Genomic DNA, 23606 nt, shown 5'->3' on the forward strand with positions numbered 1-23606 from the left:
CGATCGCGGATTCGGGTTAAAACGATTCCAGTTTGTCGAATTCGGACACTTTCTTTTTTTCCAGCAGAGGGGCCATATCGCGGGCGTAGGAAAAGGGGCCTTTCGGCCAGCCGAAAGCCAGCTTGACGGCGGTCTCTATATCGTATTCGGAGGCCATGATCTCTGAGGCCAGCACCCGCGCCTCGGCTATAATAGGGGACAGTATCCGGGTGAAAATCTCCTCTTTTGAAGTCTGTTTCAGGCCAAGGTACTTTATCACATTTGACAGTATCGGGTTTTCACCCACTATTTTACCATCCGCATAAATATAAAACCCTATGGTGGACTTGCGGCCCAGCTGGCCGTACTGCACCAGCCGCAGTTCGGTGGCTGAAGGCGCCAGGCGCTCCGGAGAGCCAAGCGCCGCGTATATTTCCTGCGCCGCCTTATAATCTTCGTCCAGACCGATAAAATCCACGGTCTCAAAGGGGCCGAAAGGCAGCTGCCCCACTTCTTTGAAAGCGGTGTCTATCGCGTAAGGGCTGCCCTTCCCCTCTTCCAGAACCTTGAATGCGTTAAGGATAAACGGCCTGAGCAGCCGTTCCACTATCTGGCCCGGATTATCTTTCACTATAACCGGGGTCTTGTTTATCTTTCGCAGTAAATTCAGACAGGCCTCAAGCGCGCCGTCGCCGGTGCGGTTTGTTTTGACAAGTTCTACCAGCGGGTTTGAGCGCACAGGCCGCACGAAGTTAAAACCCACCGCCAGTTCCTCCGGCAGTTCGGTATTTTCAAGAAGCTTTTTAAGCGGAGTCACCGAGCAGTTCGCGGCCACAATGCAGGAGGACTCCATCACTCCTTTCAGTTTCGCGAAACACATCTTTCGGTCTTCCATGTCACGGGACATGGTTTCTATTACAATATCCGCCCCTTTAAACTGGGCGAGATCCTGTATCCCCTCAATATTTGAAAATAATTCGCTTTTTCCTTCGCGCGAAAGCGTCCAGCTTATTTTGGCCAGCGCCACATTCAGACTGTCTTTGAAATCATCGTAAATGCGCACCTGAAATCCATTTTGTAAAAAAATTTCCGCCAAAGCCGTGCCTGCGGCGCCTGAACCGACAATACCTATAGCCTTTATTTCCATATCAACTCCCTTTTAGCCGGATAAAGACTGCCATACGCCATAAGGGCGCTGCGCCCGCCATAAGCCATATGCCAGAGGCCATAAGCTATAAGGAAACTCCTGAAAAAGCATATGGTATACGGCTTATCGCAATGGCTGTATCTATTGTTACCCCACCGATACTTCCTCAATGCGCCTTATGCCGGCCTTGTTAAGCACTATCCTTATGCGGTCGTAATGCACGCTTTCCCTGCCGGCCTTTGAGGCGTAAATATATTTAAGCACCAGGTTCACATGATAAACCCTGGGACAGGAAATAATTTTTATCCCGCCGGAGGCGGGGTCGACCACGGGGTAATCCACCTCCGGATCGTCGGCCTGCTTTGTAAAATTCTCAATACTGAAGCGCATTATGTCGTTCAGATCTTTGCGGCGGTCATGATGAGCACGTATCCGTTCGGGGTACAGGCGTATCTCTTTTTTGTATTTGAAAACGCGCTCCGGCTTGCCGTCTTCGTCTATGGAGGTGATGTCGTCAACGCGCCTCAGGCGCGAAATATCGGCCGGCACATGCCGCTCGGGCATGAAAGTGAACGCCTCTTTAAGCAGGCCTATGCGCTTGCCGGTGGAGGGGTCAAGTATGCTTATCTTCCGATCGGAGGTCCAGCGCGTGAGATTTTTCGAAAAAAGCACTTTCAGCCAGTCCTTTATGCGGTCCTTGAACATATAGCTTATCACCACGGCAAACAGGAAAGGCAGGCTGTTCATGGTGTAGCGGTTCTGAACGTAAAAGCTGATCAGCACGGCGAACAGCATGGCGAGGCCCGCCGCCATGCTGAACAGCACCTGCGTGAGGGTTTCCCATTCTGAGGTCTCGGTTTTAAGGTAGAGAACGCTTGAAATAAATTTTTTCAAAACTCCGCGGCGGTAAATAATAACCTCGTTGCCGGTTAAATTTTCGAGCACCGAGGGGTAATTCATAGCCGCTCTGTAGCGCCCCTGCGCCACTATAACCGATACAAGTTCGTCCTCCGTCTCCTTAAGCCCTTCCCGCTCGCTTACATTTTTCCTGAGCGCGTCAAGCACCAGGGTCAGGTATTCCTCAATTATCAAACTGACATATTCGTCAAAAAAAGCGAAGGTTTCTTTTATTACCGTAGGCACGGCGGGATCGGCAACCGAGCTTTTAAGCACGGCGACAGCCGTGATCAGCTGCCTGATCTCGGCAAGAAAATTCCGCAGGCTCTCGGGCACGAATAATTGCTTTGGCTGGTCCCGCCCTTTTGGATCCGGAATCCCCGGACCAAAAGAGCGGGGCTGCTCGGCATTTTTGGCGCCGTAGGTTTTAAAGCCCTCAATAAGCGCCTTGGCGTAGTCGCGGGTCTCGCCCCTTATAACGCAGCCCAGCAGCTTGAACTCGTCATAAACGGTTTTCACAAGCTCGCGGTCCTTTGAGCCCGCAAGTATAAGCGACAACTTTTCTTTTATGCGCGTAAGCGGAGAGGTTTCAAGCGACGGATCGCAGATCTTTGAGAGGCTTACCTTTGGGGTTTTAAAACGGATATAGCGCTGTATATCGTTATAAAAATTTTCCTTTGAATAGGAATGCGGCCCGATATTAAGCGCCTTGGGCACAAAAAAATATGTCTCAACCGAATAGGTGCTCTCCAGGCCCGCGTCAAGGTCGATATCCAGCTTTATCTCAAAGCGGTGCCGGTCGTGGAATTGCACGCGCGAGTCAAAAATATCGTTTTGGTCTTCGATCATAGTTTCACGTCAGAGGATAGCGTAGTGACTCTGGCCTGTCGCGGGCCTCTGGCGTAGTCCGCGACTGAGAGGCGAGCGGTGAGAGACCTCATCATTGCGCATGTCATTTTTTGGATTTCCGTTATCGTGCTTTTCACAGCTTCACCCCTGTCAGACTTTTCAGTGTACCCCAAATTCCCGGCGATTTCCATAAAAGTATCCAGCTCCGCCAGCGAACCGCTGGCAATATTAAGGAAGTGCAGGAACTCTTTGGTGCCGCTTCGCGTCCAGCCCTCCGCTATATTGGCCGGCACGGAAGCCGCCGCCCTGCGCATCTGGTTCACCAGCCCAAACCTTTCCTCTTGGGGAAAAACACCGCTTAGTGCATAAACATCTCTGGTAAGAACAATACCTTTTTTCCAAACCTCAAGTTCCTTATAACTCCGTATCTTCCCCATAAGTTCCCCCTTCCTTCCCCAACCGCTAACCCCTCGCCGCTAGCCTCTGCCTCTCCCCTACTTATCCGGGTGATATTTATTGTGCGCGTTCTTCAGGTCGCCTTTGTCTATGTGCGTGTAAATCTGCGTGGTGTTAAGGCTTGAGTGACCCAGCATCTCCTGAACGGAACGCAGATCCGCCCCCGCCTGCACCAGATGGCTCGCGAAGGTATGCCTGAAAAGGTGCGGATGGGATTTAATACTTACCTCCGCCTCTTTACCGAGGTTTAAAATATCCTTCCATATCTGCACGCGGCTCAGATGACGGCCGCTTTTGTTAAGAAAAAGCTCCGCGTCGGAGCCCTTTGCGCCGAACTTGAGTTCCCGGGCCTCAAGATAATTTTTAAGAGTTCCAAGCGCGGCCTGGTTTACGGGCACTATGCGCTCTTTTGACCCCTTGCCGAACACCCTCAGCCACCCGCTTTGGAAGTTAACGGACTCAAGCCTTAGCGTAAGCAGTTCCGTTATCCGTATGCCGGTGGAGTAAAGCAGATCCACGGCGGCCGCCGTGCGCAGGCGCGCGAAGTTGTTTCCGGCGGGCCTGGACAGCAGTTTCTCCATGTCGCGGCGGTCCAAAAACCTGGGCACCTTTTGCGCCAGCCTGGGCGCGCGGAAGTTTTTAGTAGGGTCTTTTTTCGCCTTGCCCTCAAGCAGCAGGAACCTGTAAAAAGCGCGCAGAGCCTCCGTTTTGCGGAATATGGAAGAGGCCTTAAGCCCCTTTCCGCTTTTAAGGGACCAAAAATATTCCTCTATGAAAGGCGCCTCGGCCGCCGCCGGGTCGGTTTTGCGTTTTTCGCAGTGGAGCAGAAAAGCGTCCAGATCGCCCGCGTAAGCCAGGCAGGTGTTCTTTGAAAGCCCCCGCTCCACCGAGAGGTGTCTGTAGAATATTTTAGCCAGTTCGAGCATTTTAGGACAGGAATCAGTAACCAGTGACCGGTATCCAGTAACCAGTATAAAAGTTGAGTATAAAATTCACCGATTAATTAAATTATACTGGTTACCGATAACTGATTACCGGTTACCATTGTTTTTACTTTTTTACCTTCTCTTTTTTCTCCGCTGGTTTTTCCTCCGGTTTCTCCGCGGGCGGCTCATCCGCGGGTTTAGCGCCGGGCAGAAGGAACTTGCCCCTCAGTTCAGCCTCTAATTCGGCGGCTTTATCCTTGTGTTCTTTAAAGTACAGCTTGGCGTTTTCGCGGCCCTGACCTATGCGCTCGGTCTTGTAAATGAACCAGGTCCCGCTTTTTTCAAGCAGGCCGGTCTCAACGCCCATGTCGATAAGGCAGCCCTCGGTGGAAATGCCGAAGCCGTTCACCATTTCGAATTCGGCATTGCGGTAAGGGGGAGCCACTTTGTTCTTTACCACCTTCACGCGTATGCGCGCGCCGGTTACCACATCTCCCTGCTTTATGGTTTCTATCTTTCTTATGTCCATGCGTATGGATGCGTAGAACTTCAGCGCAAGCCCCCCCGGAGTGGTTTCAGGGCTGCCGAACATAACGCCTATCTTATGGCGGAGCTGGTTTATGAAAATAACCGAGGTTTTGGTGGAGGACACTATGGAAGTGAGTTTTCTTAGCGCCTGGCTCATCAGGCGGGCCTGCAAACCCACGTGGGCGTCGCCCATTTCACCCTCTATTTCAGCCTTGGGAACCAAAGCGGCCACCGAATCTATAACGATAATGTCAATAGCGCCCGAGCGCACCAGCTTTTCGGTTATCTCAAGCGCCTGCTCGCCCGAATCGGGCTGCGAGATGAGCAGGTTATCAATGTCCACGCCTATTTTTTTGGCGTAAAGCGGGTCAAGCGCGTGCTCGGCGTCTATAAAAGCGGCGAGCCCCCCCTTTTTCTGCGCCTCGGCTATAACATGCAGCATCAGCGTGGTCTTGCCCGAAGATTCCGGGCCGTAAATTTCCATCACGCGGCCGCGCGGCAGGCCGCCCACTCCAAGGGCCAGGTCAAGCGACAAAGCGCCAGTGGGAATGGTTTCTATCTTCATCCTTGAGGCCCTGTCACCCAGTTTCATAATGGCCTCTTTGCCGAAACTTTTCTCTATCTGCGCCAGCGCCACATCAAGCGCCCTTGTTTTATCTTCTTTTGACATAAAACCTCCGATTTTTTATTTGACACTCGCTGGTGCCATGGTTATAGCTTAGCACACGAACGCGACAACGGTCTGTCGCGTTGCTTTTGCCTTTTTTTCCATAAAATCGACAAATCGCAATACTCGTGTAGGTGCCGTATCAGGGCCTATGGCTCTCAGACGGCCAATGTTATGTTAACCTAGATATTATAAGAAAAATCAGCCCCGGTCGGCGAGATTAAGATTAAACCACTATAGTTTCAGTATTCTGTCAGGAAAACTTGCATGCAGTCTTTTTGTCGGTCTTATATTTCACCGCCCGATTGGAAACCGGCTTTCTTTCATGGCTTTTACTATTTTACAGTCCGGGGCAAGCGTTCCCTTTTGCCGCGGGTCCAATACAATTTTTTTATTTTATCACCGTGAACCGGACCTGGCCGGACTTGACCGGCCGGCCTTCGCGCGTAAGCGTGAAATAAGCCGTGTGCCTGCCGGGTTCCAGCGCCCAGGCCACGCTGGGTCCCCGCTCCGGTAATTCGCGCGAGTCCACCCGCCACACTATTTCCCCCTCAAAGACGGAAGACTTTAAAAAAAGCGCCTGAGCCGCGCGCGGCGTCTGCGGGTCAAACCGGAAAATATCGCCGTCCTTCGGGAACTTTACCGACGGTCTTCCCGGCGGCGGGCCGGGCGCTGCCTGAGCCTGCGGCGGGCCGTGCTCGCGGCACTGCGCCGACGGCATATTGCCGGCGGTAAACGCCTCCTCCATTGTGGCGGGGCAGAAAGCCGAAGGCAGCAGCCCCGACACCGGGCAAACCCGCGCCGTTTTCACGCCCAAAGGCCTTTTGAAAGGCGTTGAGGGGTATAGTTTGTGCATTTCAAGCGCCACTTCTTTAAGCACGGGGGCCGCGCCCGTAATACCCGAAACCTTGCGCATGGGACTGCCGTCAAAATTGCCCACCCAAACCCCCACGGTCCACTCCGGCGTATAACCCACGGCCCAGTTGTCGCGGTAATCCTTGGTCGTGCCGGTTTTGGCGGCGATGTCAAAGGGCAGGTTAAAGGCCGAATTCACGCCAAAGGCCGGGGCCCTGGCCGAATTATCGGAAAGGATATTGGTTATTATATAGGCCTCGCTGCGGCCTATGGCGCGGCGCGCGGGCTCCCCCCCGGCGCCGTTCAGGTCGAACCTGACCGGCAGCCAGATGCCGCCGCGCGCCAAAGAAGCGTAAGCGTTCACCAGCTCCAGCAGGGTAACTTCGCCATTACCCAGCGCCAACCCCTCGCCGTAAAATTCCGCGGGTTTAACCAGCGAGGCGAACCCGAAGTCATGCAGTTTTGAGAGGAAAGCCGGCACGCCGGTTTTCTCCGCCGTGCGCACCGCCGGCACATTGTAGGAGCAGGCCAGCGCCTCGCGCAGGCGCACTTTGCCGTGGTAGGTCTTGTCGTAATTCAGCGGGCTGTGGCCTCCGGCCGCGTAAAGCGGCTCGTCCTCAATAATATCCGAGGCCTTGGCGCCTTTTGAAAGCGCCAAAGCGTATAAAAAAGGCTTAAGGGCCGAACCCGGCTGGCGCGGCGAGATTACGCCGTCCACCTGGCCGGAATTAACGGCGTCAAAAAAATCGTTGGAGCCTACCCAGGCGATTATCCCGCCGTCGGAGTTATCAAGCGCCAGCACGGCGCCGTTGGTGACATGGTTGCGCGCGCTTAAAACCGCTAAATGGTTTTTAAGGGCGACTGCCGCGTGCTCCTGAATACGCTGGTCGAGCGTTGTGCGTATCCTGCCCGCGCCGGCCGGCGTATGTTTAAGCGCAAAATCCGAGAACTGCGGGGCCTCGAAATATTTCTGCCGCTCTTTCACGCTGATCTTTTCGGCAAGGGCCAGGCGATAGTTCTCTTCGTCCAGCAGGCCGAAGTCAAGCATCCGGCGCAAAATAAGGCGCTGGCGGGCCAAAGCGTCAAGCGGATGCCTGAAAGGGTCGTAATTTACCGGCGACTTGGGTATGCCGGCAAGCAGGGCCGCCTGCGCCAGGCTCACATCCCTGGCCGGCAGGCCGAAATAGGTTTGGGCGGCCGCTTCAATGCCCGTGGAGGAATTGCCGTAGGAAACGCTGTTAAAATAACCTTCCAGTATTTCCTCTTTACTGTGGCCCGACTCAAGGCGGAAAGCGGAAAGCATCTCCGAGAGCTTGCCGAATATGGTCCTTGGCCTGGGTTCAAGCGCGCGGGCCAGCTGCTGCGTTATGGTGGAGGCGCCCGACACCGTGCGCCCGTTCTTTGAATTCTGCCAGAAAGCGCGCGCCACCGAACGGAAGTCCACCCCGGGATGGGAAAAAAACCGCTTATCCTCAGCCGTCACGGTGGCAAGCGCCAGCCAGGGAGAAATATCCTGAAGTTTCACCGGCGCGCAGCGGGCCGCGGCCGCTCCGTCAAGATAGGCGCGCAGAGGCCGCCCATAGCGGTCGGTTATTTCGGTGGAAGCCTTAGGCGCAAAATCCGAGCCCGCGGCCGGCGGCAGCAGCGCCAGCATTAGCAGCACTTTGGATATTAGTGGCATTGAGAGTTAAACCAAGCAGACAGAATTCCGACTACTTCCTTATTTCCTTCTACTCGCAATAAAAATCATGTTCGGCAAAAGTGTTTAAAGTTATCTTGTAATCATCCCTTATGCTTAAAACTGTTTTCGGAAGCGTTTTTTTATCCGCCGGTCTATGATAGGCGGAAAAGGATAAAACAGGCTTATATTTCCTGATAATCCTTCCCGCCCCGGATAAAACGTTTTCTTCGTATCCCTCCACGTCTATTTTTATAAAACCCACCCTGCCGCTGATAAAACTGTCCAGAGCGATGACCTTTATATCCCGCGTATTTTTATACCGGATATTTTTATTCACGGCGATATCGCTCCCCTCTATCATCGCCGAGCCTTCCCCCCCGATATTGTATTTTATCCTTACAGTGTCCGTTTTCTTTCCCAAAGCGATATTCACGGGCACGATCATCTTTTCCAAATGATTGAGGTTTATGTTCTTTTTCAATATTTCATACGTTTCGCTGACCGGTTCAAAAGCGTAAATTTTTTTGGCGCCGCATGCGTAAGCGTATAAAGAAAAAATGCCGATATTGGCCCCGGCATCTATAACCACGGTGTTTTTGAGGTTCACAACGTTATATTGGTTGTCTTTTATAATTGAACTTATGTCGCGGATGAAATTCCCCAGGTCTTTGGGAACCATGAGGAATACTCTTTTTTTATTTTTGAATTTAATTTCTATCTTTTCAGGGGCCATTCCCATAATTTTTTTAATGGCCTTGTCGCATAACAGCTTGGACGAATAGCCGCCGGCGGAGGAACCGGTTATACGCGGGATATTCTGCCTGATACGATGTACGGTATTAAAAGCATGCTGGTCCAATTCCTTGGGATTCCCTTTGTTGTCGTACAAAATCATCCTGATTTTGCGGCCGTTCCTGTCTGTTATTCCCGCCATAGTCCGATCCCCTTTTTCCGCGGTGAAAGAAATTATTTTATCACATTTTCCCCTCCCGCATTTTTTATGGCGATCCCCAGAAACTTCCCAAAAGATTTTTTGGCGGCATAACTTTTTGTATCATATAGCGGTGGGGGCTTGTTCGCGCGACCTTTTGGCAGGCATCGGAAGTTTCAGGCGCGGGAGAACCCGCGACAACCGCTCTTTTTTCCCGCAGAACAAAGACGATGTTTACGATCCGCAATAATATTTCCGACGCACCGGCTGAAAGCCGTTTTTTTACGGGTTTAACGCCTTATGTGTGCCTTTTGCTGTTGATAAGCGTCGTTTACGCGCATGCGGTTTTTTTTGGTTTCTCATATCTTGACGACAATAACCTGATCCTTGATAATTTTCACTTTCTGGGAGATCTCTCCAACTTTTTTAAGGCTTTCCAGCGGGATGTTTTTGGCGCGGCGAACGAATTTTATTACAGGCCGCTGATGACCATATCGCTGATGATAGACGCCCGGTTCGGCGGCACGGCGCCATGGGCTTATCACCTCACCAACATATTGATACATTCCGCCTCTTCATGCCTGCTCCTGGTCCTTCTGCGCCGGCTCGGCTGCGCACGGTTCCCGTCGTTCTTATGTTCGGCTTTTTTCGCCGTTCATCCGGCCCTGTGCCAGGCGGTCGCCTGGATCCCGGGCAGGAACGACTCCCTGCTGGCGCTTTTCATCCTTCCGGCTTTCATCTTCTTCATCGATTACGCCGCGCAGAGAAAAACCCTCCATCTGGCGCTGCATCTTTTGTTTTTTTTACTCGCCCTGCTCACAAAAGAGACCGCTCTGGTTTTGCTCGTCTTATGCCCTTTGTACATGCTTCTGATTGCGCGGAAACGTATTTTCGAACCGCGCAACCTGCCGGTTTTTATCGGGTGGACAGCGGCAGCCTGCGGATGGTTTATTCTCCGTAAAGCGGCTTTCCTGCATCCTGTCCAATACGCGCCGGAGTATATGTTACGGTCTTTTTTCACGAATCTGCCCGCCGTTATGCTGTACACAGGCAAGTTTTTATTCCCGTTCAATCTTTCCGTTCTTCCGATTTTGCGCGATAACACCCCGATTTACGGATATATCGCATCGGCTCTTATTTTCATGCTTTTATATTGTTCAAAAAATGCGGACAGGAAGCGCGCGGCTTTCGGATTGTTATGGTTTCTGCTTTTCCTGCTGCCCGGCTTTCTGCGGCCTAATTCCGATCTGCCGGCCGATTTCATAGAGCACAGAATGTATGTGCCGGCTCTGGGGTTTATCCTTCTGCTGCTTGAGACAAACGCGGTAAAAAACCTTGTTTTCGGCAAAAACCCGGGCACGTTCCTTGCGGGACTGATACTGGTTTTATTTTCCGTTATTAACGTTTTCTACAGCGCCAACTTTAAGAATTCATACAATTTCTGGAACAACGCCGTGACACATTCACCGGAGTATCACCTGACCCAGTGCAATTTCGGCCTTGAACTGGCGATGAAGGGCGACTTAACCCATGCCATAGAGCATTATCAGGAAGCATTGAAACTTAATCCCGCTTATCCAGATGCTCACAATAATCTCGGCATCGCGTTGGCCAAACAGGGGAAGTTTGAACAAGCTGTTTTGGAGTACAGGGAGGCATTGCGGTTGAACCCGTACCTGGCGGAAACACACGATCAATTGGGGCTTGCCTTAAGCGCTCAGGGTAAAGTGGACGAGGCTGTCGCGCATTATCGCGAAGCATTGCGGCTCAAGCCGGACGATGTGGAAGTTCATAATAACTGGGGACTTGCTTTAAGCGCTCAGGGCAAAACCGAGGAAGCTATAGCGCATTACCGCGAAGCATTGCGGCTTAAGCCGGACCTGGCGCCGGTTCATAATAACTGGGGCATGACTCTGGCTTACTCCGGCAGGATGGATGAGGCTATACAACATTTCCGTGAAGCCCTTAAAATTCTCCCGAATTACGCGACTGCCCGAACAAACCTGAACACAGCTTTGAAGGTAAAACAGAAAAGCCATAGCCGCGGACAATAAATCGTATTTATAAACCTGCTCCCGCATTAACCTGAAAGTTTCAGTTGAAACTTTCCCTTCGCGGCGCTCAGGTGCGCTTCGCGCGGCATACACCTTCGCAAATTCTGCGCGCAATGCGCTTGATTTGCGACCCGCAAAGCGGGGAATCCTGCATATTTTTATTCCTTATGTTTTTAAATGAGAATAACCTTGAACTGCAGGATTTAGGTTAAAGCCGTCCGCCCTCCGCTACAACTTAAAAAACACGATGGAAAGGGGAGGCAGCGTCACTCTGAGGGAATAAGGACGCCCGTGCGAGGCGAAAGGTTCGGCGTTTGCGCCGCCCAGGTTCCCCATTCCGCTCCCCCAATAAGCCGCGGCGTCGCTGTTAAGGATTTCTTTCCAGAAACCGCCGCGCGGCACGCCGATCCGGTAATTGAACCGCGGCACGGACGTGAAATTGCAGGCCGCCAGGATCATGTCCCCCTCGCCCGCGCCTTTGCGCAGAAAAGCCAGCACGCTTTGCTGTGAATCATTCGCGTCGACCCATTCAAATCCGGCGGGGTTGCAGCTAAGTTCGTAGAGCGCGGGCTCGGCCCGATAAAGAAGGTTGAGATCTTTAACCCAGTTCTGCATTCCGGAGTGGGGCTTGAATTCCGTTAAGTGCCAGTCCAGGCTCCGTTCGTGGTCCCACTCGGTCCATTGCGCGAACTCGCCGCCCATAAAAAGAAGTTTTTGCCCCGGCTGGGCGAACATGGTCCCGTATAAAAGCCTTAAATTCGCGAATTTTTGCCATACATCGCCGGCCATTTTATCCAGCAGCGATCTTTTGCCGTGGGCCACTTCGTCATGAGACAGGGGCAGGACAAAATTCTCGCCGAACGCGTAGAGCATGCGGAAGGTGAGGGCGTTATGATGGTACTTCCGGTACACCGGGTCTTTGGACAAATACTGGAGCGTGTCATGCATCCAGCCCATATCCCACTTCATTCCGAAGCCCAGCCCGCCGATATAGGTCGGGCGCGAAACCCCCGGCCAGGCGGTGGATTCCTCGGCGTAGGTCTGTACGTCCGGGTAATTCTTATAAACGACGCGGTTGAATTGCTGCAGGAAAGCGATAGCTTCCAGGTTTTCGTTCCCGCCGTGGCGGTTCGGTATCCACTCGCCGGGCTTGCGCGAGTAATCCAGGTACAGCATGGACGCCACCGCGTCAACCCGCAGCCCGTCAACGTGATACCTGTCCAGCCAGAACAGGGCGCTGCTGAGCAGGAAACTGCGCACCTCGTTGCGCCCGAAGTTGAAAATGGAGCTGTTCCAATCCGGATGCACGCCCTGTTTGGGATCGGCGTGTTCATAGAGATGCGTGCCGTCAAAATATTCAAGGCCGTGCGCGTCTGCCGGGAAATGCGCGGGCACCCAGTCAAGTATAACGCCGATGCCGTTCCGGTGAAGCTGGTCTATCAGGTACATCAGGTCCTGGGGGCTGCCGTAACGGCTGGTGGGAGAAAAATACCCGATGGTCTGATAACCCCATGACCCGTAAAAAGGGTGTTCGGTAACGGGCATCAGCTCCACATGCGTAAAACCCATCTGTTTCACGTACGCCGGCAACTGCGCCGCCATTTCCCGGTAGGTGAGCGGCCTGTTTCCCTCTTCGGGAACGCGCCGCCAGGAACCCGGATGTACCTCATAGATAGAAACGGGGCTTTTCAGGCCGTTGGCCCGGCCCCGGGTTTCCATCCATTGGCTGTCATTCCAGCCGTAATCAAGCGACCAGACCACGGACGCGGTTTTTGGAGGGACTTCGGAAGTGAACGCCAGCGGATCCGCTTTTTCCCCGTGAAAGCCGGCGTATTTTGAAACAATGTGGTATTTATAATTGCAGCCCTGTTTGACTCCCGCGATAAAGCCTTCCCATATGCCGGAACTGGCCCTCTCTTTCAAAGCGTCCCGTGTTTTGTTCCAGCCGTTGAAGTCGCCCATCACGTAAACCGCCATAGCGTTGGGCGCCCAGACCGCGAAGCGGGTTCCCTCAACCGGTCCGCCAATCACCGGATGCGCGCCGAACTTTTCATACAGCCGCACATGATTACCCTCGTTAAAGAGGTAAATATCCTGATCGGTAAGCGATTGCGCGCCGCTCTCAAGTTTTTTCATGGTCTTATTTTATCCGCTTGGTCAAGTCAGCGCTGAAGCGCTAGAAGCTTTGAAGCGCTGAAGGAAGAATTTACAAGCTTTTAAACTTCAGCTCTTCAGCGCTTCAGACTTCAGAGCTAAGCCGGGGGCCAGGTCAGCCGGCGGAAGATCAATCGTCAGTAGTGATCCCGTCAAAAAATTTTTCATTTAGAACAGTGTCTTCAGGCGGGGGCCCGTCCGGCTCTGTCGTCAGGCGTTTCCAGAGCTTTGGGTTGAGCATGGTGCCCGTGGTCAGCATTTTCTGGTCGGCCGAATAGATAACGCTGCAATCGCGCTTGTACGGCATATCCGGACAGCCGAACTGGTCGAAAACGGCGTAGCGGTAGTCAAAACCGCCGGCGCCGGCGGCGGCCCCGCCCTGGGAAGAAAAATATTTGAAACCGACGACGCTTGAATTGTACTCAGGCTGGATCTCTCCTTTAAGGTTTATATAGCCGATGAACGTGACGGCATGCCCGGTGCCGGTGGTGCGGTTGATATTGATGAATGAGCCCGGTTTCAGTTTATCAAACGCCGTCCTCTCGCCCATGCCGAAATTGATGAGGGCGTCCGCGGTGCCGTAAGATTTGAACTGCGGGTTCACCCAGATATGCCCCTTGAGGTCGGTTACGCTCAAACCCTCAAAGCTTGTAATTGGAAGGTAGTCATAAATGGAGTAGTCCCCCGTCTCCTGCGCGTAGAGCTGATAGGCGGTAAGAATGATCTCCATCTGGGCGGCCACGCACATGGTGCGCGGCGCGTGTGTGGCCGGGATAGTGCCGTAAGTGTGATAGCGGATGTCGTGCGTAAGGACCGAGTGGATATCGTAGCCGAGGAGCGAGTACCTGGCGTTAAGAAAGTCCACAGCTTTCAGGATATAGGCGTTAAAGTACCGCTCTGCCGGCTGTGAAGATTCGCGCGCAGGGATCGGGGCGATTTGCCCGCCGGCCGGAGCAAGAGATATGCCTCCGATATAGTCCAGGCTGATGTTTTCAAGCGCGAACGGCTGTTCCGCCGCGCAATTGCCGGCGGAGAAAAAAAACAACACAGGGGCAAAAAACTTTATCATCGCAAATCCCGGACAGGACTGTCTGGATTTTATTATACAAATTGCAAATCCTTTTTTTGTATTATACACTAAAGAAGAACCTTTGTGGATACTGCAGCTTAACGGAGGCAAAAATGTTCAAGAAATGGCTCATAGCAATAACGGCCGGCGCGTCACTCTTCGGTGTGCGGGCTGTGGCCGCGGAACAGGCGGATTTCAACCAGGGAATGGACGTTAAAGGCATCATAGACACACTTCAGGTCAAGTTTGAGATGCCCGGCTTCCCCAGGGGTCTCTCGGACACTTTCCAATCAGCTTCCGAAAGGAAGGTCCACGCGAAAGGACTTATAAAAAAGGACCTTCCAGCGATCTATTGGCAGAAGTTCCAGTACCGCAATGTGCAGATCCCGGGCGTTTTAGATCTGCGCGCGAATCTGACGCAGATAGAGAATCAGGGCTATTGCGGAAGCTGCTGGGCCTTCAGCCTTACGGCCACCCATCGCGACGGACACGCGCTTGCCGGAAAAGATCCCGGCCGGCTTTCCCAGGAATGGCTGGTTGACAATTCTACCGAGGCCGCGGGCTGCAAAGGCGGCTACTTTGATTCGGCGAACGACTTCGTGGAACCCGGCGGACAGCCGCTCTGGAGCGCCTGTCCCTACAAACAAGGCTCCGGCAAATGCCCGGTCGCGCTCCCGCTCGCCGCGCATATAACCGGCTGGCACATGTTCGGTGAAAAAGGCCAGGGCACGACCGTGCAGGAGATAGAAGCTTATATGGCCACCACCGGCAGCCCCGTATCGATCGGCGTAGCGGCGGCGGCCGGCAGTTGGGAAAATTACAGCGGCGGCATTTACAATGCCTGCACCTCAGGCGAATTGGACCACATGATCAACATCGTGGGTTGGGACAACGAGGGCGCCGCGTTCGACGCAAACGGCAACCTCCCCCCCGGCAAAGGCATCTGGATCCTGCGCAACAGCTGGGGCAAGTCGTGGGGTGAGAATGGCTATATGCGCACCAAAATGACCGACGCAGCCGGAAAGAGATGCAATGCCGTGGCGGAAGAGGCCGCTTACTTCGACTTTTAAACTGTCACCTGCACAATGACGCAGCGGCGGAAGGCATTTGCCTTCCGCCGCTGTTTTTAACCCCGCCTCAAATAATTTTTGCGAATTCAACCGGCAGAAATGAGTGTTATCTCCCCACTTTTTCCCCCAGCCTTTTCAGGTTTGCTATGGCGGCGGCGTTTGACGGGTCCGTCACTAGGGCTTTTTTCCACTTTGCTTCGGCCTCCCTCAGGTTCCCCTTTTCGGCCGCCAGCGTTCCGAGCGAGGTGAGCGCCCGCGGATCGTAAGGGTCCAGAGACAGGGCTTTCAGGTAAAGATCTCCGGCATCCGCTTTTTTCCCGGCTATCAGTTTAAATTCCGCGAGATAATCCATGGCATTGGTGTAGTCGGGATATTTTTTAAGCGCATCTTCAAGGACGAGCGCTGCTTTGTCCGGATCGCCGGAATGTTCATACACCGCCGCCCTGTTGTAAAAAGTTTCTTTTAAGGGATTCCCGCTGCTGAGTTCGGCGTCCAGTATTTCCCCGGCTTCCTTAAGGCGGCCGAGCCTCGCCAGCACAAGCGCAAGGCTGTTCAGGTGTATTTCGGTCGGCTCCCGCCTTACCACCGGTATCAGCAGCCCCAGCGCTTTTTTATAATCCCCCAGCAGATAGTATTCCCGCGCGAGATTGTGCATGGCCTGATAGGACACGGTATGTTTCAGGGCATGCTCGTAAATTTTTATGCTTGAGCCGCGCAAAGCGGTGTTAAGATTTCCTTCGTACACGTAAAAAAGCAGCAGCGCGCAGACCGCGGCGGCGGCGGTTTTTTTTGCGGCGGCGCCGCGACAGGCGGCTTTTTCGTACAGCAGGGCTACTCCAAGAAACAGCGCGAAGTTGCAGGGATACACCCAGTGGTCAAGCATATAATCGTTTCTTGTGCTTATGAGGATGGGCAATTTCGGGGCCAGCGCGGCCAGATACCAGCCCGCCAGAAAAAGCGACAGGCGGTGCCTGCGCAGCAACGCCGCCGCGATGGCGGCGTAAAGAGCCAGAAAATAAAAAGACGCTCCCGCCCCGAAATCCGGCTGCATATGATGCGAATGCAGATTGAACGGCACCAGCGAATTGCCGAGGTACAGGAATATGATCTTGGGGAGTTTCAAGAGCGTGGCCGCGGCGGTCCAAGCTATGCCGTCGGATTTCAGCACCGAAAATCCCACGGCGTATTCCCTCAGATACAGATACGGGGGGACCATGGCGAGAAAGGGGATAAGTTTAAGATATTCTCTCCTGTTCTCCCGCCTGGCGAACAGGGCCAGCGCGGTCAGCGCCGGCGTTATGACGCCGGATTCCTTGGAAAGCATAGCCAGCGCGAAACAAACGAGCGAGAGCGCGTAGCGCAGGCGGCCTTTTTTCAGGAACAAAAGAACGGACAACAGGGAAAAAGAGAGCGTCATAACCTCCGCTCTTCCGGCTATCACTATCAGTTGCTCCACTACGGCGGGGTTCGAGGCGAACAGCGCCGAGGCTATAAACGCGACGACCGCGGAAAATCCGAGTTCAAGCGCCAGCAGAAAAACCAGGCAGGAATTCAGCAGGTGGAAAAACAGGTTGGTCAGGTGATAGCCGAAAGGGTTTAGTTTCCAGACGGTGAAGTCCACGGCGTTGGAGACGGATTGCAGAGGGCGGTAATAGTCCAGCCCCTGGTTGAACACGTCGCTGGTGAAATGGTGTCTGAGGTTCGCCGGCGACCAGCTGCGTATGTTTACGTTGGCGACTATCATCTGCGGGTCGTCCCAGATGAAGCCGAGACGCAGCGTGCCGGCAAAAGAGGCGAGTCCGGCCGCCACGATCAGCGCTATAAGCGGGGCCTTTCCTGCGGTTAATATCTTTCTCATCGTTTAAAAAATCAGACCTGGCACACAAATAAAAATAAAGCTGCCAGTGTGCCCGCCCCCTCCGGAACCCTTCCTTATGATGCTGTAATGGCGCTTCAAAGACTATATTACAATACTGCGCAGGCGCCGTCTCAAGGCCGGCTGTTATATTCCCTGCCGCACTTCTTCGGCCACTCTTCTTTCAGTACCGCGTAGACCGCGTCGTCAGCCCAGATCTTGCCGGTCCAGAAGCTTTTGTTAAAACAGCCTTCTTTCCTCATCCCGATGCGCTCCAGCAATTTTACAGATTTCTTGTTCCGCGGGTCCACCGAAGCCGTGATCCTGTGTTTATGCAGTTCCAGAAATAAATAATCGATCACGCAGGCGACCGCTTCCGTGGCATAGCCTTTCCCCTGGTATTCCGGAGCAAGGGTATATCCCAACTCCGCCTGCTGATTTTCCTTATCCTTGAAATGGATCGCCATATCCCCTATCAGCCTGCCGCTCTCTTTTTCCAGCACGGCGAGCTGATACCAGGTCAGGGGAGTGTCCGGCTTTAAGCCGGCGGTGAGCTCTATGAGGCGGCGAGTATGCCGCAGGCTCTTCATTGACCCCTGATATTTACTTACCTCCGGCCTGGACCGGTATCCGAAAATAACCTCGGCATCGGAAGGCCGCACGGTCCTCAGCAACAACCTTCCGGTCTTTAACTCTATCCCTTTCATCCCGCCTCCGCCCGCAAATTCAGGAATGTCTCCAGACGGCCGATTTCCGATTCCAGTTCTGAACGGAAATTTTTATCGCCGGGGCGTTTCGCTATGAATCCCAGCTCCACATTCAGACGTTTTCCGGCGACGCGCGCGTTCGCCCAGCCGATAACGCTGTCGCCCCACAAGAGCGGCATGGCGTAATAGCCGCGCAGCCTTTTGGCGGACGGCGTGTACGCCTCGAATCGATAGGGCCATTTCCAAAAATGCTCGAACCGCCTCCTGTCCCATACCAATGGGTCAAAAGGAGCAAGAAAACGCACGCGCCCCGGCGCCGCCAAAGCCGGCATTTTGACCGGCGGAAGAAAGTAATTGAGACCGTCCGCCGTTTCTTCCCTGAGTTCCCCGGTTCTCACCATGCCCGACAACACCGCGCACGCGCCGCCGAAGCCGGGAAAAGAGCGGCGCAGCAGCGGCGCCGTTAAAGTTTGAAGCGTTTTTTCAGGAACAGGCGCGAGAATATTTACGACCGCAAGAACGCGCTTTCGCAGACGCTCAGCCGGAGGCAGCTGTTCGGAGCGCGGCGTCGCCGCCGCATAGATCCGTATACCGTTCTCGCGCCGGGCGATCCGAAGGAAGCCGCGATAGTGCAGGTTGTCAAGCGCGTGTGTGGTCGCTTTGGAATTTCCGCCCCAGGCGTTTATTACGCGCCTGCTTCCGAAATGTTTTTCCAGCTGCGCGGGATGCGTTTCTCCTGTTTCACGCACCTTTTCCAGGATCTTTCTTTCCAGAGCGTTCAATTCCGCCGCTTGCCGCGGATGCAGCAGCCGCCATGTTTCCCGCGACACAAAGCCGTAAGCGTATAAATAGTCCTCTTCAATGTCGAGCGCCGGATACCGCCGCTCGAGGTCGCCGGCGCGATACCCCCTGACCCTGTGGCGCAGTATCAGATCCTGCGCCCGCGCCGGCGCGCGGATAGGATCGGCCTGCACGAATCCCAGCCTGCGGATCGCGGCCTGCAGCGTGACCGGCTTGAACAATGAGTTGGCTATCGCGTAGCTGCGTAATCGCCGCAACTTTTCCGTAGTCATGAAAACCCCGCTATTTTGCCGGAAAGCGCTGGATGAGGACGCCGTTTTTTTTGATCTCTTTGCGGAAAGACTTGCCGATAACCGCCCAGTCTACTATCTCAACCCTGAAAGGCAGGCCCGCGGCGGCAAACGCCGCTGAAAGGCTGTCAAGCCGCGACGCGACAAGCGGGTGATCCGTCATTACCACAAGGTCCAGGTATGAATGCGTCTTAGCCGTACCCTCTACCCTTGCGCCATAGACCAGCACATCGAATTCCCGCACATGCCCGGCAAGTATCCCCTTCACCTTTCGAAGATAATTCGGTTTTAAATCGATCATAGTTATATTTTCCTTTATACGCCCTTTCTAATTTTCTAGCAAATGCCCGCCGCCATAGCAAGCAAAACCTGGCCCGCAAGCCGCATTGCCGCGATTTTTTAACATGTATGACTTTTAATTTTTAGTTTTGGCGTGAGTAAGGGATTTTTATACGTTCCTCCAGCCATTGTTTGTTAAATTTCAGGTTGTACTGGTCGTACTTTGCCGAGCGGTCGGGGCAGACGGCAAGCGCGGCCTTATAACAGGCAACGGCCTCGTCTCTCTTATGTAACAGGTCCAAAATCAGGCCCTGCCATGTCAGCGCTTTCCAGTTCGCATTTTGGGGCTCAGCGCATTTCCCGGTGTTTTGAAATGCGAACAACGCTTTATTGTAGTATTTGCCGCCGTAAAGCATTATTCCCAGATGTTCCCAGGCGGCAATGTCCGTCATCACAGTTTTTTTAGCCTCCTCAAACAAGGCGGGAACCTGCTCATCAAATTCAAGCGGGCGGCCTTCAATTTTTCCGATTATCTCCGGGGGCCATGTCATGCGGCTGCCGGACCGGACATACAGGTTTTCAGAATTTTTTGCCGACCTGGCCGTGAAGTCCCGCAAAACTTTAAAAAATTTTTCCGGCTCGTCCGCAAAAGGCGAGTGTGCGGATTTTTCAAAAACGACCATTTCAGCGCCGGGATGATTGGCTTTGAGTATTTCTGGTTTCTTTTCATCCCAGGTAAGGTCATTTTCTGATTCCACAAGGAGAGTCGGTATTTCAAAGTCCTTAAACTTGCCTGTCAGATCTATCCTGCGCGCATCCATTGCCATTGCTGAGTTAAAGCTCTGCGATGGTCTCCATTCGTATAATACAATCCTTGCCATTTCTTCTTTGGAAGGTTTATAGTAATCCTGCTTTTTCCAATCGCCGTTTAAAAGGTTGTTATATATGCGCGCTTCGGACGATATATTTTTCTCTTCACTTATGGCCGCCATTTTATCCCGCTCCTCTTTGGATATTAAATCGTGCTGTCGTGATTTTTCAAAATAAGGTTCAGCCATGCCGGGCGAAGCGGTGACAAGAATAAGTCCCGCGACATTGCCGGGATATTCCAGCACATAGCACTGAGCCAGAAAGCCGCCGTATGAGTGCCCCAGCACAAGCCATTTATTTATGCTCAGTTTTTTTCTTAAAGCTTCAATATCGCGCACAGCCTGCCGTATGCTGTATTTTGCCGTTGAATCATCATAATCCGACTGCCCAGTGCCGCGCTGGTCAAAATAAATGACCCGTGCGAAGTCTTTGGCCTTTGAAAAGTAAGGGTGGAATATGTGGTGTGTGCAGCCGGGGCCGCCGCTTATAAGCAAAAGCGCCGGGCCACTGCCTTCTTCCTCATAATAAAGTTTTCCGTCGTCTATATCTATTTTTTCCCGTTTTAATCCGGGAATTATATCGCAAAGCGGCGGTATATGGAGGACTTCTTTAATTATTCCTTTTTCAATATGCACTTTGCGGTCAAACGCGGTTTCCCTCTTCGTGTTTCCCGCAAATGCAACAACAAACATAAACATGCCCGTAAAAAATATCGGTATTTTTCTCATAATGACGGGGGAGGCCGTTTATTTTTTACCCGCGGATTTCAGTGTTTTTGCCTTGACACAAGCTCCGTCCGGAGTTCTTTCTGCCGCCGGATGTCGGACTTATAATAGCCGCCAAGCTCCTGATTAAGCGGCTATTTAATATCTTCCAGCCGCTCCGGACTTATTATTCTGCTAATTTCTACCTGTAAGAATGCAGCGGGCTATGCAGCTTTGGCATCAAATTGACCAGCAAAAATGTCGTAAGCAGCGCAAGAAAAGCGCACACATGCGCAACGCCGGTATATTTTCGCGGCGGCAGCGTCATCTTACAGCGGAAATAAATGACATAAAGCAGCCAGGTGATCAGTGACCAGGTTTCTTTGGGGTCCCACGACCAGTAACCGGCCCAGATCTGGTCAGCCCAAAGCGCCCCTGAAAACAACCCGAAAGTCATCAGCGGGAACGCAAATCTAAGTATATGGCAGGATACTTTATCGCATTCATCCGCCTCTGGAAGTCTCTGGAGTCTTTTGTTGAAGAAAGCGGCCGCACTCAGCAGGAATGCGATAGTTGCCGCGGCATAAGAAAGCATATACGAGATAACGTGCGGGATAAACCATACTGATCGAAGAGCGGGGGATAAGCGCCAGCCTTCATTTCTTTCCATAAAAACCGCAACAATGACCGGTAACGCCGCCGCGAAGGTAAAATAGCCGGCTAACCGATACATCTTTTTGCGCATAATGATCACCAGATACAAAGGCAGGAAGCAGGCGCTTAAAACCATCATTACCTGGGGGAGATTACCCAGCGGCGGACTGCCGGAGAGCCTCCAGTTATATAAAATGGCGGACAGATCCAGAAGCGAGCCTGACAGGAAAAGCGCCATACTGACGCGCCTTTTTCCGAGGAAAGCGAAGGAAAAAAGATAAAAGCCGAGTGAGGTTATAAGAAGATCGTTCATTGTCATTTTTCGCCGCGGTTAATCATATTTTCCGGCAAACCGAAATAAAATATTATCGCTATAGCGAGCGTAAGAATAAGCATTCCGACTATGACTATCCTTCTCCCCGGATCCCTGCGCACCGTGATCCCCGCATAACCGAGCGACTGCGGATCGAATGATGTCAGGTAAAAACGCCAGCCGTTAAAACTAGCCGGTTTATTCAGCAGCATTTCCCGCTCAACGGCCGGGCTGCCGGGAATAATGAAGCGCAATGTCGCTTTGTACTGCCCAGTATTATCGCGGGCTATTTCCAATTTTTTCAATGCCAGGCTGAAACCCAGGCTGACGATCCCTTTATCCTTAAAAGCAAATTCGCTGACCGTATATCTTTCATCTGCCGGCAGTTCAAAAGAGGACTTGACCTCTTTTATGGCTGAAACCCCCGAACCGATCAGGATAAGTATCGCGCCCAGATGGGCCGCATGTACGGGGGCATGGCGTAATTTGAACTTCAGCCTTAAGGAGCGTATCAAAAGTGACAGTCCGAGGAGTATCGCCAGAATAACAAAGACCGGCGTTTTGAAGATAACGGTTTGGGCACCGCCGTCCACGGGGATCGCTCCCGCAAGCATGAATAGCACCAGCGCGGCTAAAACAGGGATTTCAAATATCATTTAGCGTATAACCCTTCAAATATTCAAGTTTTTATGGCTGTGATTTTTGCTTTCTCTTTTGTTGCAGAGTCTGGGTTAAGTTATTGCGCGCTTCCGGGAAGTTCGAATCCAGTGTCAGTGTTTTCTGAAAATACGCAATGGCTTCATCAAGTTTTCCCAGTTGTCCCAGGGCGCACCCTAAGTTATTATATGCTTGCGCATAGTCCGGCTTCAATCTAATTGCCTCGGTAAGCGGCGGCAGGGCTTTTTTTAGTTCGCCCTGCGCTATCAGGGTAAACCCCAGATTGTTATGCGCTTCAGCATAGTTCGGATTTAATCTGATCGCTTCCTCAAGATGAAAGAGAGCTTCCTTATACATAGCCGCGTTTTGCGTCCTTATTTTCACTGAGTCCGGAGCGGGCCCGAATTGTTCTTTAGCGCGTAGGAGCTCTTCGGCGCGCATGGCCTGCGTTGTTAAAACAAGACCCAGCTCATTGTGAGCCATAAAATCAGTAGGGCCTATTCTAACCGCTTCAGTAAATTGTACGGCAGCCTCCTCCAACTTATCCTGTTTTTGCAGCGCTTCCCCCATCATAAGATGCGCGTAGGCGTTTTTAGGATTTATAGACACGGACTTGCGGGCCGCCTGCACCGCGCTGGTATAATCATTGGCGAAGAGGAATTGTTTAGCGGCTCTTGCGAAAGACACGTCATCAATGAACTGTTCATGGATTGTTTTTAGCGCGCCGGACCCGGCATTAACGAATTCCGGGATATTGGCGGCCCGGTCCGGCGAGGTTAACCGCTCCAGAAGGACGGGGGGCGTATCGTTGCCCTGTTCGTCAATATGGGTGAGGAAAAGCTGCGTGTACGGGCCGTTGGCCTTGGAAGAGAACACCAGCCATTTCCCGTTGGGCGACCAGCTGTGCCAGGAATTCATAAGCGCCCTGTTGCATTGCATCTTCCGGGCCCCGCCTCCGGCCGCGGGCATAATGTAGAGCTGGCTGTCAGGCTGCAGCAGCATGAAACTTCCGGCTTTACAGAACACTATCCATTTTCCGTCGGGGGAATATCTCGCGAAGTAGTTGCTCATCCCGTTGCCGGAGGCGCCCGCAAGCGGTTTCGCCTCCCCGCCTTTTCCGCCGTTGAACGGGATCCGGTAGAGGTCGAACAGGAAAGTCTTCCCCTCTTTGAGAAATTCCGCGGCGTCTTTATCGCTCAGCAGCACCTTATTG

The 23606-nt window shown here is 52.9% G+C and carries 19 protein-coding genes; 2 read left to right on the forward strand and 17 right to left on the reverse strand.

What is annotated here, in order from left to right:
• Positions 1-16 precede the first annotated feature (16 nt).
• The 7 genes from NTX59_01075 to NTX59_01105 form a co-directional block, all read right to left on the reverse strand.
• Entirely contained in the window at positions 17-1126 is a 1110-nt protein-coding gene (locus NTX59_01075) for a 3-hydroxyacyl-CoA dehydrogenase NAD-binding domain-containing protein (protein ID MCX5784261.1), read from the reverse strand.
• Positions 1127-1273: 147 nt separating this feature from the next.
• Entirely contained in the window at positions 1274-2872 is a 1599-nt protein-coding gene (locus tag NTX59_01080; protein ID MCX5784262.1) for a hypothetical protein, read from the reverse strand.
• A complete protein-coding gene (locus NTX59_01085; protein ID MCX5784263.1) occupies positions 2869-3309 on the reverse strand; it encodes a four helix bundle protein in 441 nt (146 codons plus the stop codon). Before NTX59_01085 ends, NTX59_01080 begins: the two co-directional genes overlap by 4 nt.
• 57 nt (positions 3310-3366) lie before the next feature.
• Positions 3367-4254, reverse strand: a complete 888-nt coding sequence (locus NTX59_01090) for a tyrosine recombinase (protein MCX5784264.1) — start codon at positions 4252-4254, stop codon at positions 3367-3369.
• 124 nt (positions 4255-4378) lie between these two features.
• A complete protein-coding gene (recA, locus tag NTX59_01095) occupies positions 4379-5452 on the reverse strand; it encodes a recombinase RecA (GenBank protein ID MCX5784265.1) in 1074 nt (357 codons plus the stop codon).
• 388 nt (positions 5453-5840) lie between these two features.
• Entirely contained in the window at positions 5841-7985 is a 2145-nt protein-coding gene (pbpC, locus tag NTX59_01100) for a penicillin-binding protein 1C (protein MCX5784266.1), read from the reverse strand.
• Positions 7986-8034: 49 nt separating this feature from the next.
• Positions 8035-8919, reverse strand: coding sequence for an FkbM family methyltransferase (locus NTX59_01105; GenBank protein ID MCX5784267.1), 885 nt, complete (start codon positions 8917-8919; stop codon positions 8035-8037).
• Between the two features lie 227 nt (positions 8920-9146).
• Between NTX59_01105 and NTX59_01110 the strand changes: the two genes are divergently transcribed.
• Positions 9147-10970 (forward strand): tetratricopeptide repeat protein, encoded by a 1824-nt coding sequence (locus tag NTX59_01110; protein ID MCX5784268.1) that lies wholly within the window; start codon positions 9147-9149, stop codon positions 10968-10970.
• A 228-nt stretch (positions 10971-11198) separates the two neighbouring features.
• Here NTX59_01110 and glgB read toward each other — a convergent pair whose 3' ends face one another.
• Positions 11199-13106: a 1,4-alpha-glucan branching protein GlgB gene (gene glgB, locus NTX59_01115; protein ID MCX5784269.1), complete on the reverse strand. Its 1908-nt coding sequence runs from the start codon at positions 13104-13106 to the stop codon at positions 11199-11201.
• Positions 13107-13254: 148 nt separating this feature from the next.
• Positions 13255-14193 (reverse strand): hypothetical protein, encoded by a 939-nt coding sequence (locus tag NTX59_01120; GenBank protein ID MCX5784270.1) that lies wholly within the window; start codon positions 14191-14193, stop codon positions 13255-13257.
• Positions 14194-14306: 113 nt separating this feature from the next.
• Here NTX59_01120 and NTX59_01125 point away from each other — a divergent pair, with 113 nt between their 5' ends.
• The gene (locus NTX59_01125) at positions 14307-15263 is read left to right on the forward strand and encodes a C1 family peptidase (protein ID MCX5784271.1); all 957 of its coding nucleotides are present in this window, start codon (positions 14307-14309) and stop codon (positions 15261-15263) included.
• 106 nt (positions 15264-15369) lie between these two features.
• On the opposite strand, the gene NTX59_01130 is transcribed toward NTX59_01125, so the two are convergent.
• The 8 genes from NTX59_01130 to NTX59_01165 form a co-directional block, all read right to left on the reverse strand.
• On the reverse strand, positions 15370-17121 hold the full coding sequence (locus NTX59_01130; protein ID MCX5784272.1) for a tetratricopeptide repeat protein: 1752 nt from the start codon (positions 17119-17121) through the stop codon (positions 15370-15372).
• Positions 17122-17252: 131 nt separating this feature from the next.
• Complete coding sequence (locus NTX59_01135) at positions 17253-17825, reverse strand: GNAT family protein (GenBank protein ID MCX5784273.1); 573 nt, start codon at positions 17823-17825, stop codon at positions 17253-17255.
• Positions 17822-18898: a winged helix DNA-binding domain-containing protein gene (locus NTX59_01140; GenBank protein ID MCX5784274.1), complete on the reverse strand. Its 1077-nt coding sequence runs from the start codon at positions 18896-18898 to the stop codon at positions 17822-17824. Before NTX59_01140 ends, NTX59_01135 begins: the two co-directional genes overlap by 4 nt.
• 10 nt (positions 18899-18908) lie before the next feature.
• Complete coding sequence (locus tag NTX59_01145) at positions 18909-19217, reverse strand: nucleotidyltransferase domain-containing protein (protein ID MCX5784275.1); 309 nt, start codon at positions 19215-19217, stop codon at positions 18909-18911.
• 121 nt (positions 19218-19338) lie between these two features.
• Positions 19339-20757, reverse strand: a complete 1419-nt coding sequence (locus NTX59_01150) for an alpha/beta hydrolase (GenBank protein ID MCX5784276.1) — start codon at positions 20755-20757, stop codon at positions 19339-19341.
• Between the two features lie 214 nt (positions 20758-20971).
• On the reverse strand, positions 20972-21736 hold the full coding sequence (gene ccsA / locus NTX59_01155; GenBank protein ID MCX5784277.1) for a cytochrome c biogenesis protein CcsA: 765 nt from the start codon (positions 21734-21736) through the stop codon (positions 20972-20974).
• Between the two features lie 2 nt (positions 21737-21738).
• A complete protein-coding gene (locus NTX59_01160) occupies positions 21739-22392 on the reverse strand; it encodes a cytochrome c biogenesis protein ResB (GenBank protein MCX5784278.1) in 654 nt (217 codons plus the stop codon).
• Positions 22393-22423: 31 nt separating this feature from the next.
• The coding region (locus NTX59_01165; protein MCX5784279.1) for a tetratricopeptide repeat protein at positions 22424-23606 on the reverse strand (1183 nt) is incomplete at its 5' end.

It is taken from the genome of Elusimicrobiota bacterium, assembly GCA_026388155.1.
Lineage (GTDB): Bacteria > Elusimicrobiota > Elusimicrobia > Elusimicrobiales > UBA9959 > UBA9634.